The following is a 14,085-nucleotide window of genomic DNA, read 5'->3' as shown; positions in this document are numbered from 1 at the left end:
CGCAAGTCCCCGGATTCGTGTCAAATCCACCCGATTCGGAGAAGACTTGAAACCAATCCCGCAAACCTGCAGGAATTAGACGCCCCGTTTCCGGGGCAACCCCTCTAACTTACCCGACCGCGGCCACCAACACAACCCGGCAGCCACAACCAGTCAAACCAGAGGGGAGCGCCGGCACACCAACCCGGCGACACCCATCACACAACCACCGAGATGATCGAGAAGGGAGACGCCGGACCGCGCCGACATCACAAGATTACCAGGCCTGGAGCACCACCGGACCCAATCTATGCGCAACGTCCCCGCAGTATGGCCTATTCCCGCAGGTCAACCCCGGCGTCACAGCAGACCCGGGCGACCTGGGCCGCCGGCCCGTCCCCCTCCAGCACCACTCGCCCAAAACGTACGAGCGGGTAGGGACAACCAGATCCGGCTCTCAGGCATCTAAGTAGCGCTGCGGCGATCACGCCGGCGACGCGCGGAGGTTCGGGGAGGGATCGGGACATGGTTGTCGACACCTCGGTGACGGCGGCCCCGCCCATGTCAGGGGCGCCCCTTCGGGGGATCCGCCTCCCCGCGCAACCGAACGTCAACCCGTCCGCAATCGCCTCACGTTACGAACACGATGCGGGAGTCTCCGCCCGGCGCCATCCTGGCCGCCCGGACTCCCCGCGCTGGAGGTGGCCATCATGACGCGGTCGGAGTTCGACGACATCCGCGCACACATCGCGGCCGAGGCAGGTCGCCCGGGCGACCTGCTGCAGCTCGCGCGGGAACTGCTCGACGACCTGGAGCAGGTACGGATGCGCGAGGTGGCCCTGCGCACCCACTACCTCGGGCTCCTGACCGCCGCGCGCGCCACCGTGGCCGCCGAGGACGCCGGGGACCCGGTTCCCACGACCTTCCTCCGGCACGAGCTCGACAAGCACGGCCAGCTTCCCTCGGGCGAGCAGGTCCAGCGGATCCTCGCGGACGCCGCGACCGCGCAGCGGCTGCTGGCCTCCCTCGACGAGCCGGCCCCGCGGCAGTCGTCCCGCAAGGCGGTCCGCGGCCCCCGGTGCGGCGGCGTCAGCCGCACGCTGCGGGGCTGACCCCCGGCTCAGCCGCTGGGGATCAGCTCGTGGACGAAGACGACATTCGGGTAGGCCGGGTTGTCGGTGAAGCCCTGGACGTTGCCGAGGTAGGCCCGCTGGTAGTTCAGCACCCACGGCACGGCGACCACCGCCTCCTTCTCGATGAGCGTCCGCTGGAGGTCGGCGTAGGCCTTCTCCGCCGCGCCCCGGTCGGTGGCGAGCAGTGACGGCAGCCGGTCGATCTGGGCGTCGACGTCCCGGTCCCGCAGGTACGTGAGGTTGAAGGACACCGGCGTCGCGCTGTGGAAGACGTTGAGGAACCAGGAGTACGCGTCGGCGTAGTCGGGCCACCAGTACATGACGAAGATGTCCTGGCGCTTGGCCGGGTCGGCGGCCTTGCCCTGGTTCCACTGGGCGTTCCACTGCATGGCCCTGGCGTCGACCTTGATGTTGAGCTGGGCCAGCGTGCTGCTGAGGACGGTGACGAGCACCTGCTCGTCGTCGTCCCCCTGGGCGTACGTCAGCGTGAGCTCCAGTTGCCGGCCGCCCGGGCCGTACCCGGCCTGGTGGAGCAGGTCGGCGGCGCCGGCCAGGTCCTGCTGGGGCTTGAGGGCCGGGGTGTGGCCGAGCAGTCCCTCGGGCACCAGCCCGGCGGCCTGGGTCCCGGCGCCCTTGAGGGCGGCGATGACGCCGTTGTAGTCGATGGCCTTCTGGACCGCCCTGCGCAGCCGGATGTCGGCGAGGGGTCCGGAGGCGGTGTTGAACAGCACGAGCATGTTCTGGAACGACGGCACCTGCAGGGTCCGCACCCCGGCGGTGGCCTTGGCCTTCTGGAACAGCGCGGGGTTGAGCCGCTCCACGAAGCTCGCCTCCCCTCGCAGGAGAAGCTGCCACGACGTGTTGAGGTCGGGCGTCACGCGGTACTCGACGTTGCGGTAGTGCGGTCCCTCCCAGCCGCCCCAGTACTTGTCGAAGGCCCGCAGCACCAGTTCCTTCTCGCGGCCCTTCTGCCAGCTCGCGACCGTGTACGGCCCCGAGCCCGCGTCCCTGCCCTGCTGGAACCACTTGCCGAGGTCGCCAGATCCGGCCGCCTGGGTGTCGTAGATGTAGGCGGCGTAGTCGGCCGAGGCGATGAGGTCGAGCGGCGCCGGGTACTTCAGCCGGAACTCGACGGTGAGCGGGTCCTTGACCGTGATCTGCTGGACGGCGTCCCAGATGTAGGCCGCGCCCTGCCCGAGCCGGCGGGTCCGCTCTATGGACGCCTTCACCGCCGTCGCGTCGACCGGCCGTCCCGTGTGGAAGAACAGCCCGTTGCGCAGGGTGAACGTCCACGTCCTGCCGTCCGGCGACGTCTGCCAGCGCTCGGCCAGACGGGGGCCCGCGCGGCGGGTGTTCGGGTTGTAGACCGTCAGCGAGTCGTAGATGTTCTGCATCGCGACGATCTCGTTGGAGTACGAGGTCGCGGGGTCCCAGTCGGTGACGATGTCGAGGTTGTCCAGGTAGACGAAGGTGGCGTCCTTCGTCGTCGGCAGGCTCGCCGCCGACGTGTCGCGGACCTCCCCGCCCCCGCAGCCGGCAAGGGCCAGCACGGCCACGACTCCCAGGATGAGGATACGGCGCATGCGGTGGGGGGTTCCTTTCACCATGAACTACCATGATCGAAGCTACTGCAAGATCACGAATCGACGTGATATTTCCTGATATCTGATCTCAGAACTCTCTTCTCGCCCCACTGCGCTGCTAACCTCTGATCCTGTCTCATAAGAGCTTTGCGGGAAGCAACGGCTTCCTGGGACGAGGGTTGCCATGGGTCCCCGAAGGCGCGGACGGCCGATCAGGTACAGGCTCATCGGCCTGCTCCTTGTGCCGCTCTTCTCCCTCATCGGGCTATGGGTGGTCACCGCGGGCGTGACGATCGGGGACAGCCTCCACCTCCGGACGTACAACACGCTGTGGTCGACGCTGCGCCAGCCCGCCGACGGGTTGATCGTGGAGCTCCAGCGGGAGCGGCTGGCGTCGGCGCAGTACCTCGGCTCGCAGGACCACGGCGACCGGTCGGAGATGAACGCGCAGCGGCTGCGGACCAACACCGCCCGCGACAACGTCAGGAAGCTCGCCCTGTCGGACTCGTCCCGGGCGGCGACGACCCCCGCGATGCGGTCCCAGGTCGACGAGATGCTGGCCGGGCTCAGCCAGATCGACGAGATCCGGGCGGAGATCGACGAGGGCCTGTCCAACCGCCTGCGCGCCATCGAGACGTACAACCTCGTCAGCGACTCGATCTACCGGATGCACTACAGCCTGGCGCTGATCGACGACATCCCGATCTACCAGCAGTCGCGCGTCGTGATCTCCCTCGGGTACGCCAAGGAGCTGCTGACGCGGGAGCAGGCCCTGGAGGCCGCCTCCTCCGCGTCGGGCGGGATGACCGAGGAGGAGCGCAAGCTCTTCACCCAGCTCGTCGGGAACCGGCGCTTCCTCATCGACCAGGCGCTCCCCGAGCTCGACGCGAGCCTGCGGCAGCTGCACGTGAACCTCATCACGACGCCGCTGTACCAGCGGCTGCGGCTGCAGGAAGAGAAGATCATCGCCGGTGAGCGGATCTCGCCGCGCACCCAGCGCACCTGGCAGTCCACCTCCGACGACCTGGCCGAGTCGTTCCAGAAGGCCCAGAGCGAGGCGGGCGCGCTGCTCGCCGAGCGCGCCGCGCCGATCGCCGACTCGATCCTCCTGCGGGCGGTGCTCGCCGGCGGCTTCGGTCTCCTCGCGGTCGTCGCCTCGATCCTGATCTCCCTGCGGTTCGGCTCCCGGCTCGCCCGCGAGCTGGCGGGCCTGCGGCAGGCCGCGCTCGACCTCGCGAACGTACGGCTGCCCGGGGTCCTGGAGAAGCTCAAGAAGGGCGACGACGTCGACGTGGCGACCGAGGCGCCCCCGATCGGGATCCTCGGCGGCACCGCGGAAATCGAGGACGTCGGGGTGGCCTTCTCGACGGTCCAGCAGACGGCCGTCGAGGCCGCGATCGGCCAGGCGCGCCTCCAGCGGGGCGTCAGCCAGGTCTTCCTCAACCTCGCGCGGCGCAGCCAGACGCTGCTCCACCGGCAGCGGACGCAGCTGCACAACATGCAGCGGCACACGACCGAGCCGGACGTGCTGGAGGAGCTGTTCCGCCTCGACCACCTGACCACCCGCATGCGGCGTCACGCGGAGGGCCTGATCATCCTGTCCGGCGCGGCGCCCGGCCGGGCCTGGCGCAAGCCGGTCCCGATGTACGACGTGGTGCGCGGGGCGGCCGCCGAGGTCGAGGACTACGCCCGGGTGAACGTGCTGCCGATGGAGGAGCACGGCCTCGACGGCGCCGCCGTCGCCGACGTGATCCACCTCATCGCCGAGCTGATCGAGAACGCCACCATCTACTCGCCCCCGCACACCGCGGTGTCGGTCCGCGGGGAGCTGGTCGGGAACGGCTTCGTCGTGGAGATCGAGGACCGCGGGCTCGGCATGGCGGCCGGCCGGCTGGCCGAGCTCAACGAGCGGCTGACCAACCCGCCCGAGTTCGACATCGCGGACACCGACCGCATGGGCCTGTTCGTCGTCGCCCGGCTCGCCGCGCGACGGGAGATCAGGGTCACGCTGCGCCCCTCGCCCTACGGAGGAACGACCGCCATCGTGCTGATCCCATCCGTGCTCATGGTCTACCCGAAGGACCCGGACCTCGCCCGCCTTGCGGAGGAGGAGGTCACCCCTGAGGACATCATCCTCGCCTCCCTCAACCGGGGGAGCCAGAACACCGAGCGGCCGGGCGAGGAGGAGTCGTGACCGACCGGATCCAAGACCAGTGGCTGGACGACGACGCCGGACCGATCGTCCCGGCGTACGCGCTGACCAAGGGTCGAGTCCGGCCCTCGAACAAGGCCATCGACCTGGTGGCCATCGTGACCGCCACCGGTGGCCCGACCCCGGTCAGCCTCGGTCCCGAGCAGTGGATGATCCTCAGCCTGTGCGCCCGGGCGACCCCCCTGGCCGACATCGCCGCGGCGATCGACCTGCCCCTCGGCGTCGTCCGCGTCCTGGTGGGCGACCTGCACGAGCAGGGACTCGTCCAGGTGCGCCCGCCCGCCAACGTGTCGCAGCTGCCCAGCGCCAGCATCCTCACCGAGGTGATCTCGGGCCTGCGGGCGCTGTAGCCGCCGTCAGAACGCGTGGGGGTAGTGCCGCCGCGCGTGCTCGGGGGTGATGTAGCCCTCCCGCAGGTCCGCCCGTACGGCCTCGGGGTCGCGCTCGGAGGGCGGGCCGTACCCGCCGCCTGAGCCGGTGCGCAGGTGCACGACCGCGCCCTTGGGCAGGAAGACCCGCGTCTTCAGCGAGAAGTCCTCGGCCCGGCCGTCGGGGTACTCGACCGTGAGCCGGTTGGGCCGTCCCGGCAGGCCGCCCTCGAGACCCCACGGCGCGAGCGCGGTCCGGGCGAGGCCGGACGTCAGGTACTGGTCCTCCAGGACCCGGAAGGACAAATCGAGCCCGAGGCCGCCGCGGAAGCGCCCGGGGCCGCCCGAATCGGCGGCGAGAGCCAGGCGCTCGATCCGCCAGGGGTTGCGCGCCTCCCACACCTCGGCGGGGGTGAAGCGGGTGGCCGACTCCGAGATGTACATGAGCGCGCTGGCGCCGTCGGCCGACCGCGAGGCCCCCTGGCCCACCGGGTGGGGGGCGCCGTCGGCCCAGGGCTCGCCGGTGCCCTCCCGGGTGCCCCACCACACCAGGGCGTTGATGTCGCCGCCGCTCGCCGCGGGCACCGAGTCGGGGACGGCCTCGGCGAGCGACCGGATGATCAGCTCGATGGCGTGGTCGGACGGGATGCCGTACATGAAGCAGGGGGCCGGCCGTACGGGATGGAACAGCGAGCCGAGCCGGGTGACCAGTTCGAGGGGGCGGAAGTGGCCCTCGTTGGGCTGCTCGCCCGCGCCGGCGAGGAAGGCGACCGCGATCCGCACGGCGGCCACGGTGGACGGCAGCGGGCAGTTGACCGGCCCGCCGACCTGGTCGGGGCAGTCGGTGAGGTCGACGGTCACCGACGACCCGTCCACGGTGACCGTCACGCCGAACGGAATCGGCTCCTGGTTCACGCCGTCGGAGTCGATCACGCTGTCGGCCGTGTAGACGCCGTCCGGCAGCCGCTCGAACCAGGCGCGCACCAGCGCCTCCCCGTGCGCGTACATGCGGGCCACCGAGCGGCGGAAGGTGTCCAGGCCGTGGCGGCGGACGAGGGCGGCGAGGGCCTCGGCTCCCGTCCTCGCCCCCGCGACCATGGCGTTGATGTCGCCGATGACCATCTCCGGCATCCGGCTGTTGGCCAGGATCATCCGGTAGATGTCGGTCACCAGGCGCCCGGCGTCGTACAGCTTGACGCCCGGGAAGATCGTGCCCTCCTGGTGCACGTCGACCGTGTCGGTGCAGTACGGGTCCTTGCCGCCGATGTCGAGCCAGTGGGCCTTGATGGCCGAGTAGCCGACGAGCACGTCCTCGTGGAAGATCGGCACGACCATCGCGGCGTCTTGGGGGTGCGAGCCGGTGCCGTACGGGTCGTTGTAGAGGATGACGTCGCCGGAGGCGAGGGCGGCGGGACCGCCGACGCCGTCGACGGCCTCCCGCACGCAGAAGCCCAGCGTCCCCATGAACGCGGGCAGGGTGGGGGCCTGGGCGAGCATGCACAGGTCGGCGTCGTAGAAGGCGACGGCGAAGTCGAGCGCCTCGTAGATGATCGGCGAGAAGGCGGTGCGGATCAGCGACTGCTTCATCTGGTCGGCGGCCGCGTTGAGGCCCTGCCGGATGATCTCGGTGACGACGGGGTCGGCCCCCTCGGCCAGTCCCGGGTTCGCCTCCGTGTAGACGGTCCGGACGATGGTCATCCGCGGTCCTTCCGTGTGATCATGAGGCAGCCGCTGCCGTGGGCCTCCACGGCGAACCCGGCGTCCACGTACGTCGTGGCGGTCGGCTCGATCACCAGCAGCGGCCCCTCGGCCGGGCCGGTGAAGCCCTCGCGCGCCAGCACCGGGGCCTCGGCCCAGGCGCGGCGGCGGAACGACCAGAGCCGGGTGGCGCCCCCGGCGGCCTCCCCTGAGGGGGGCGCGGGCACCAGCGGGCGGTCGGCGTCGAGCACCACGCGGGTCGTCGCCCGCACGGTGACGACCTCCAGCGGGTCGGGCAGCCGGTGGCCGAAGCTCCGGTGGTAGGCCGCGGAGAAGCGGGCCCCGATGGCCTCCACGTCGTCCTCCTCCAGCCGTACGGGGACGGTGAGCGTGTGCTCCTGCCCCCGGTGCCGCAGGTCGAGGTCCACCTCCCGTACGGCGCCAGCGCCGTCGAGGCGGTCGAACAGCGCGGCGGCCAGTCCCTCGATCACCGGGAGCGCGTCCGCGTCGAGGGGCCGTACGAGCGTGCGGGCGGCCGAGCGGACGACGTCCGCCTGCACCAGCCCGACCGCCGAGAAGTTGCCCGCGTTGGGCGGCACGACGACCGTGTCCACGTCGAGCTCGTCGGCGATGAGGCAGCCGAACAGCGGGCCGGCGCCGCCGAAGGCGACGATGGCGGCGCCCCGGGCGTCCACGCCGCGCTCGACCGTCACGCCCCGGACGGCCTGGGCCATGTGGGCCGCCGCGATCCGGACGACGCCCTCGGCCACGGTGTCCGCGTCCGCGATGCCGGTCGGTCCGGCCAGCGGCGCGAGGGCGTCCGCGGCGGCGTCCGCCGACAGCTCGATGCCGCCGGAGATGTGCCAGGCCGGGATCATGCCAAGGTGCAGGGCGGCGTCGGTGACTGTGGGCTCGGCGCCGCCCCGGCCGTAGCAGGCGGGACCGGGGTCGGCGCCCGCGCTGCGCGGCCCGACCCGGAGCAGGCCGCCGGAGTCGGCGTACGCGATGGAGCCTCCGCCCGCGCCCACCGAGCGGACGTCCACCCACGGGCTCTGCAGCGGCAGCCCCACGACCTCACCCTGGTAGAGCAGCGGCAGCCGGCCGTCCTCGATCAGGGCCGTGTCGAAGCTCGTGCCGCCCACGTCGGCGGCGACGGCGGTGCCGAGGCCCAGGGTCGCCGCCAGCCGCGCGGTGGCGGCGGCGCCGGCGACCGGGCCGGACAGGATCGTCTCGAACGGCCGCGCGGCCGCCTCGGCCAGCGTCAGCGCGCCCCCGCCGGAACGGGTGACCAGCAGCTCGCCGCCGAACCCGCGGGAACGCAGCTCCCGGTCGAGGTTGTGCAGGTAGGGGCCCATCCGGTGGCGGACGAAGGCGTCGACGACGGTGGTGCACGTGCGCTCGTACTCGCGGTACTCCCCCGACACCTCGTGCGACAGCGAGACCGGGCCCGTGAACCCGGCCTCCCGCAGCAGTTCGGCGGCGCGCAGCTCGTGGCCGGGGTTGGCGTAGGAGTTGACCAGGACGATCGCGACCGCCTCGACGCCCTCCTCGGCGAACAGCCGCGCCGCCCGGAGCACGTCGTCCTCGTCGAGCCCGCCGACGACCGAGCCGTCGGCCGCCACCCGCTCGGACGCCTCCGCCCGCAGCCGCCTCGGCACGAGCGGCGGCGGCGGGGTCCAGAACAGGTCGTACGGGTCGTCGCGGTCGCCCCGGCGGATCTCCAGGACGTCGCGGAAACCCCGGGTCGTGATCAGGCCGACGGCGGCCCCGCGACTTTCCAGCAGCGCGTTCAGGCCGACCGTGGTGCCGTGGACGAAGTGGGCGCAGCGCGCGAGCAGGCCGGCGGGCACGGCGGCGTCCACGGCGGCCAGCACCCCGAGCTCCGGCGCCGCCGGCGTCGTGGGCTGCTTGGCGACCCTGATCTCGCCGGTCGCCGCGTCGTGCAGGACGAGGTCGGTGAAGGTGCCGCCGACGTCCACTCCGATGACCGTTGTCATGCCTGGCAACGTAGGACGCGGCGCGGGGCCCGTCGATGTGGCCTCACGACGACGTGATCGCCGTTGTTGTGCCCGGGAGACAGTCACGGTCGGCCACGACGTGGCAGGCCAGTTGCAGCGCGAGGCGGGTCTGCGGGTCCGACAGGTCGGCCTCCAGGGCCTCCGCGATGCGCCGGATCCGGTGGGCGACCGCGTTGGGGTGCAGGTTGAGCAGCTCCGCCGCCCGCGTCCGCGACCCCCAGCTGTCGAGGTACGCCTTGAGCGTGGGCACCGCGTGGGCCGACAGCGCGCCCAGGCGGTCGAGGGGGGCGAGCATGTCGCGGGCCGCCACGATGGCGCTCTCGCTGCCGGTCAGCTCCGCGAGGATCGCGTGGACGCCCAGCCGGTCGAACCGCACCACCTGGCCCGCCGGGGCCCGCCCGGCCGCCGCCCGCGCCTGCGAGGCGGTGCGGCGCAGCCCGTCGGCGCCGCCCTGGCTGGTGCCGATCCCGATGCCGAGGGGCGGCCAGCCGTCGCCCGAGGGGACGCCCGCGGCCCGCTCGTCGGTGCTGAGGACCACCAGCAGGCCGCCCTGCCAGGGGGCGACGAGCGGCGGCGCCGCCAGGTCCTCCCCGTCGAACGCCCGGAGGGCGGCCCGGCGGGCCTGGCGGAGCGCGGCCTCGCCTCCGGGCGGCAGGGGCCCGCGCAGGAACACGGCGACGTGCCACCCGTCCACGGGCACGCCCTCGTGCCGGGCCCGGCGGGCGGCGGCCCGGACGTCCTTGGTCCCGGCCCGCAGCAGGGCGAGCAGCGCGGCCTCCCGGGCGCGCTCGGCCGCCCTGGCGGCGGCCCGCACCCGGCCGAGCGTGGTCGCGACGACCTGCCCGACGATGGCGGCCGCCGGGTCCTGGCCGTCCCAGCGCACGTAGCCGTCGGGCCGCCCGTCCACCCGGATGACGGCGGCGTTGGCCGCCGGGTCCGCGAGCTCCGCCACGCCGTACCGGACCCCGATGGAGGCGGACGCGGCGCGCAGGATGTCGTCCTCGCCCGCGCCCTCGATGGCGCCGAGCCCGTCGATCGCCTCGCGGGTGCGGCGCAGCAGCAGGCCCGGGTCGGCCCGAACGGCGGCGCTGAGCCCGAGCACGGTCTCCGACAGCGACTGGTCGGAGGCGCCGGCGAGCAGGGCCACCCGGGCCCGGCGGGCGACCTCCACGATGTCGGGCGAGGTGCCGGACGGTCCCGGCAGCACGATCCCGGCGAGGTCGCCGCGTCCCGCGACCCGCAGCGCGTCGAGCACTCCGCAGCCCTGCGTGGCGTGGCGCGACAGGATCGCCAGCGCGCCGGGCGGGGCGGTCTCCAGGTCGCGCATCTCGTCGACGAGCACGACGCTCTCGACGGGACGGGCGTCCCAGGGGCCGGCGACGAGCGTCAGCCGGCGGCCCGCGGGCGTCCTCAGCAGGTCACTGACGTGGCGCATCGGGGGCATCACCTCGGTCGTCCTGGCGGGGGCCGGCGCCCGGGGACGGCGCCGCCCCGGGGACGGGGACGGCGTCGGGGGCGAGGCCGGTGAGCACCTCCTCCGCGCGGTGACAGGCCACGTTACGCCCCTCCACCTCGCGCGGCGCGGGCGCCTCCTCGCGGCAGCGGTCGACCGCGAACGGGCAGCGCAGCCGGAAGGGGCATCCGGTCCCGGCGGGCGCGGCCTCGGTGCGTCCGGACGCCCGGGGCGGCTCGCCGCCCAGGCGCGGCACCGCGTCGCGCAGCGCCAGCGTGTACGGGTGGGCCGGCCGGGTGAGCAGGTCCCGGGTCGGCCCCGACTCGACGATCCGCCCGGCGAACATGACGTGGGAGGTGCGGCACAGGCGGCCGACCACTCCGAGGTTGTGCGTGATCAGCAGATAGCCCAGGCCGCGCTCGTCCGCCAGGCCCTCAAGCAGGTCGAGGATCCGGGCCTGCACGGTCACGTCGAGCGCGCTTGTCGGCTCGTCGAGCACGAGCAGTCGCGGCTCGACGGCGAGGGCGCGGGCGATCGCGACGCGCTGCCGCTGCCCGCCGGACATCTCGTGCGGCCTCCGCCCGGCGAGCGCCGCGTCCAGGCCGACGGCGGCCAGCAGGTCGCGGACCCGCCCGCGCCGCTCGTCCCGGCCCATGCGGTGGTGGGTGGTCAGCGCCTCCGCGATGGACGCCTCGGCCGTCATGCGGGGGTCGAGGGCCTCGCTACCGTCCTGGAAGACGGGCTGGACGGCCCGGCGGAACTCCGCCCGCCCCCTCCTGTCGAGGGAGGCGAGGTCGCGGGAGCCGTACCGTATGACGCCGGAGCGGGGGCGCAGCAGGCCCAGCAGCCCGCGGGCCAGCGTGGTCTTGCCCGAGCCGCTCTCGCCGATGAGGCCGACGCCGCCCTCGTCCACGGGCAGGGTCACGTCGTGGACGACCGCGGTCGGGCCGTACGCGAGGGTCACGCCCTCCGCGGCCAGCACCTCCTGGCCGGTCATGGCCCCTCCTCGCCTGGGTCGCCGGGAAGCCGGGGGACGGCGGCGATCAGCTCGCGCGTGTAGGCGTCGGACGGCCGGGAGAACAGCTCCGCGGCGGCGCCGCTCTCGACCACCGCGCCGTCCCGCATCACCACCACCCGATCGGCGATGGTGGACACCAGCGCGAGGTCGTGGGAGACGAGCAGGACGGCGAGCCCGCGCTCGTCGCGCAGCCGCCGCAGCACGCCCACCACCTCGGCCTGCACGGTCACGTCGAGCGCGCTGGTCGGCTCGTCGGCCAGCACGACCTCGGCGCCGAGGGCGAGCGCCAGCGCGATCGCGAACCGCTGGGCCTGGCCGCCGGACACCTGGTGGGGGTAGCGGCGCAGGATCTCCGGGTCCAGCAGGACGGCCCGGACGGCCTCCTCGGCCCGGGCCTGGGCGTCCGCCCCCTTGACGCCGTGCCGGGCGAGGGCGCGCCGCATCAGCGTGCCGAGCCGCATCGTGGGGTTGAGGGCGGCCTGCGGGCTCTGCATGACGAGCGCCGCCCGTGAGCCGCGGATCGCCCGCAGCTGCGCCGGGCCGGCCGTGAGAACGTCGACGCCGCCGACCGTGATCGTCCCGGTCACCTGGGCGCCGTGGACGAGGCCGAGCGTGGCGAGCAGGGTGGTGGTCTTGCCCGAGCCGCTCTCGCCGACGACGGCGACGCACTCCCCGGGCGCCACGTCGAGCTCCGGGACCGACGCGATCACCCGGTCGCCGATCCGGACCGCCAGGTCCCTGATCCTGATCATCGCGCCAGCCTCGCCCTCAGCCCCTCGCCCAGCACGTTGAACGCGAACGCGGTGAGCAGGATGGCCAGCCCGGGGAACGTCACGACCCACCAGTCGGTGGTGAACAGCGACTGGCCCTGCTGGACCATCAGCCCCCACTCCGAGGTCGGCTCGTGAGCCCCCAGCCCGAGGTACGACAGGGCGGCCGCGGTGAGGATGACCCCGCCGCCGTCGAGCGACAGCTGGACGAGCACGGGCGTGAGCGAGTTCGGCAGCACGTGGCGGAAGACGATGACGGGGGCCGGCACGCCCAGGCAGCGGGCCGAGTCGACGAACCCCCGGGTGGCCACCGAGGCCGCCACCGAGGCCGTGAGCCGGGCGTACCAGGGCCACCAGGTCACGGCGATGGCCACGATCACGGTCGTCACGCTGGGCTGGAGCACCACGGCCAGCGCGAGCGACAGCAGCAGCGCGGGGAACGCCAGGAACACGTCGGTCACCCGCATGATGACGTCGCGGACCCAGCCGCCGGCGTACCCGGCGACCACGCCCAGCACGACGCCGGCCACGCCGGAGATCACGAGGACCGCGACGGCGATCAGCAGGGACGTGCGGGCGCCGAACAGCACGCGGCTGAGCACGTCGCGGCCGACCTGGTCGGTGCCGAACCAGTGGGCGCCGCTCGGCGGGACCAGCGCCTCCAGCGGATGGGTGGCCGAGCCGCCGTCGTCCGGGTAGGGCGCGATCCACGGCGCGAGCAGCGCCGCGAGCACGACGAGCGCGAGCAGCACGGCCCCGGCGACCGCGAGCCGGTCCACCCCGGCGAGGCGGCGCAGCGGCGTGCGGCGCAGGGGCAGGACGCCTCCGGGGGCCGTCATCGCGCCCTCACCCTCGGGTCGACGACGCCCTGGAGCAGGTCCACGGCGAGGTTGGCCGCCACGTAGAGGACGGCGACGAGCAGCGTCACCCCGGCGATCGAGGGGGTGTCGAGCGACCTGATCGAGTCGGCGGCGTACCGGCCGAGGCCCGGCCAGTTGAAGACGGCCTCCACGAGGAAGCCGTTCACGATCGAGTACGCGAACACGAGCGCGACGAGCGACAGCACCGGGTTGAGGGCCGGCCGCAGCGCGAAGCGGGTGAGCACGGCGGTCTCCCCGAAGCCGAGGGCGCGCTCCAGCCGGGCGTGGTCGCGGGCCGACTCCTCGATGAGGGCGGCCCTCGTCATCTGGGCCACCACCCCGGCCGGGTAGGCGGCGATCACCAGGGCGGGCAGCACGAGGTGCGACAGCGTGCTCGCCAGGATCGGCCAGTTGCCGGTGAACAGGGCGTCCACGGCGGTGACGTTGGTGTAGACGTGCAGGGGGCTGGTGCGGTCGAGGTTCGTGTCGTACTCCCCCGCCACGGGGAACCAGCCGAGCCCGCTGGCGAAGACCGTCTGCAGGGCCAGGGCCAGCCAGAACACCGGCACCGACACCGCCAGCATCGATGACAGCCGGATGGACAGGTCGGGCAGCCTGCCCTTGTAGCGGGCGGCGGCGACCCCGAGCGGGATCCCCACCACGACGGCGACGACGAGCGCCGCGCCGACGAGTTCGAGCGAGGCCGGGAACGCCTGGAACAGGTCGTCGCGCACCGGCCGCCTGGTGTGCAGGCTCGTCCCCCAGTCCCCGCCGAGCAGGTCGCGGACGTAGGTCCACAGCTGCACCGGCAGCGGGTCGTCCAGGCCGAACTGGCGGCGGGCCGCCGCCAGTTCGGCCGGGGACGCCCTGGGTCCCGCGTACGCCACGGCCGGGTCGCCGGGGACCAGCCGCATGATGACGAACGTGAGGGTGACCACGCCGGCCACGACCAGGGCGGCCTGGCCGAGCCGGCGGATCAGGTACCGCGTCATT

General features: G+C 73.5%; 11 protein-coding genes. 3 read left to right on the top strand and 8 right to left on the bottom strand.

Annotated features, from left to right (window positions below; translation table 11 throughout):
- Positions 1 to 689: 689 nt before the first annotated feature.
- A complete protein-coding gene (locus tag Mco01_RS18260) occupies positions 690 to 1,091 on the top strand; it encodes a hypothetical protein (protein WP_204058056.1) in 402 nt (133 codons plus the stop codon).
- An 8-nt stretch (positions 1,092 to 1,099) separates the two neighbouring features.
- On the opposite strand, the gene Mco01_RS18255 is transcribed toward Mco01_RS18260, so the two are convergent.
- Complete coding sequence (locus tag Mco01_RS18255; protein WP_204058055.1) at positions 1,100 to 2,695, bottom strand: ABC transporter substrate-binding protein; 1,596 nt, start codon at positions 2,693 to 2,695, stop codon at positions 1,100 to 1,102.
- 184 nt (positions 2,696 to 2,879) lie between these two features.
- Between Mco01_RS18255 and Mco01_RS18250 the strand changes: the two genes are divergently transcribed.
- Positions 2,880 to 4,889 carry a sensor histidine kinase gene (locus tag Mco01_RS18250; RefSeq protein WP_204058054.1) on the top strand — a complete coding sequence of 670 codons (2,010 nt, stop codon included), beginning with the start codon at positions 2,880 to 2,882 and terminating at the stop codon, positions 4,887 to 4,889.
- Positions 4,886 to 5,257, top strand: a complete 372-nt coding sequence (locus tag Mco01_RS18245; protein ID WP_239103713.1) for a DUF742 domain-containing protein — start codon at positions 4,886 to 4,888, stop codon at positions 5,255 to 5,257. Before Mco01_RS18250 ends, Mco01_RS18245 begins: the two co-directional genes overlap by 4 nt.
- Positions 5,258 to 5,263: 6 nt before the next feature.
- Here the strand turns inward: Mco01_RS18245 and Mco01_RS18240 are convergent, their stop codons facing one another.
- The 7 genes from Mco01_RS18240 to Mco01_RS18210 are packed head-to-tail and all read right to left on the bottom strand — an operon-like array spanning position 5,264 to position 14,084.
- Positions 5,264 to 6,973, bottom strand: coding sequence for a hydantoinase B/oxoprolinase family protein (locus Mco01_RS18240; RefSeq protein WP_204058053.1), 1,710 nt, complete (start codon positions 6,971 to 6,973; stop codon positions 5,264 to 5,266).
- Positions 6,970 to 8,970, bottom strand: coding sequence for a hydantoinase/oxoprolinase family protein (locus tag Mco01_RS18235; RefSeq protein ID WP_204058052.1), 2,001 nt, complete (start codon positions 8,968 to 8,970; stop codon positions 6,970 to 6,972). Before Mco01_RS18235 ends, Mco01_RS18240 begins: the two co-directional genes overlap by 4 nt.
- Positions 8,971 to 9,013: 43 nt before the next feature.
- Positions 9,014 to 10,426 carry a helix-turn-helix domain-containing protein gene (locus tag Mco01_RS18230; protein WP_204058051.1) on the bottom strand — a complete coding sequence of 471 codons (1,413 nt, stop codon included), beginning with the start codon at positions 10,424 to 10,426 and terminating at the stop codon, positions 9,014 to 9,016.
- On the bottom strand, positions 10,410 to 11,441 hold the full coding sequence (locus Mco01_RS18225; protein ID WP_204058050.1) for an ABC transporter ATP-binding protein: 1,032 nt from the start codon (positions 11,439 to 11,441) through the stop codon (positions 10,410 to 10,412). The genes Mco01_RS18230 and Mco01_RS18225 overlap by 17 nt, the downstream gene beginning before the upstream one ends.
- Positions 11,438 to 12,214, bottom strand: coding sequence for an ATP-binding cassette domain-containing protein (locus Mco01_RS18220; RefSeq protein ID WP_204058049.1), 777 nt, complete (start codon positions 12,212 to 12,214; stop codon positions 11,438 to 11,440). The genes Mco01_RS18225 and Mco01_RS18220 overlap by 4 nt, the downstream gene beginning before the upstream one ends.
- Complete coding sequence (locus tag Mco01_RS18215; RefSeq protein WP_204058048.1) at positions 12,211 to 13,071, bottom strand: ABC transporter permease; 861 nt, start codon at positions 13,069 to 13,071, stop codon at positions 12,211 to 12,213. The genes Mco01_RS18220 and Mco01_RS18215 overlap by 4 nt, the downstream gene beginning before the upstream one ends.
- A complete protein-coding gene (locus Mco01_RS18210; protein WP_204058047.1) occupies positions 13,068 to 14,084 on the bottom strand; it encodes an ABC transporter permease in 1,017 nt (338 codons plus the stop codon). The genes Mco01_RS18215 and Mco01_RS18210 overlap by 4 nt, the downstream gene beginning before the upstream one ends.
- Position 14,085: the final 1 nt, after the last annotated feature.

The sequence above is a fragment of the Microbispora corallina genome (assembly GCF_016863035.1).
GTDB lineage: Bacteria > Actinomycetota > Actinomycetes > Streptosporangiales > Streptosporangiaceae > Microbispora > Microbispora corallina.
Note: the sequence above shows the minus strand (reverse complement) of the source record. Positions and strands in the feature narration are given on the sequence as shown.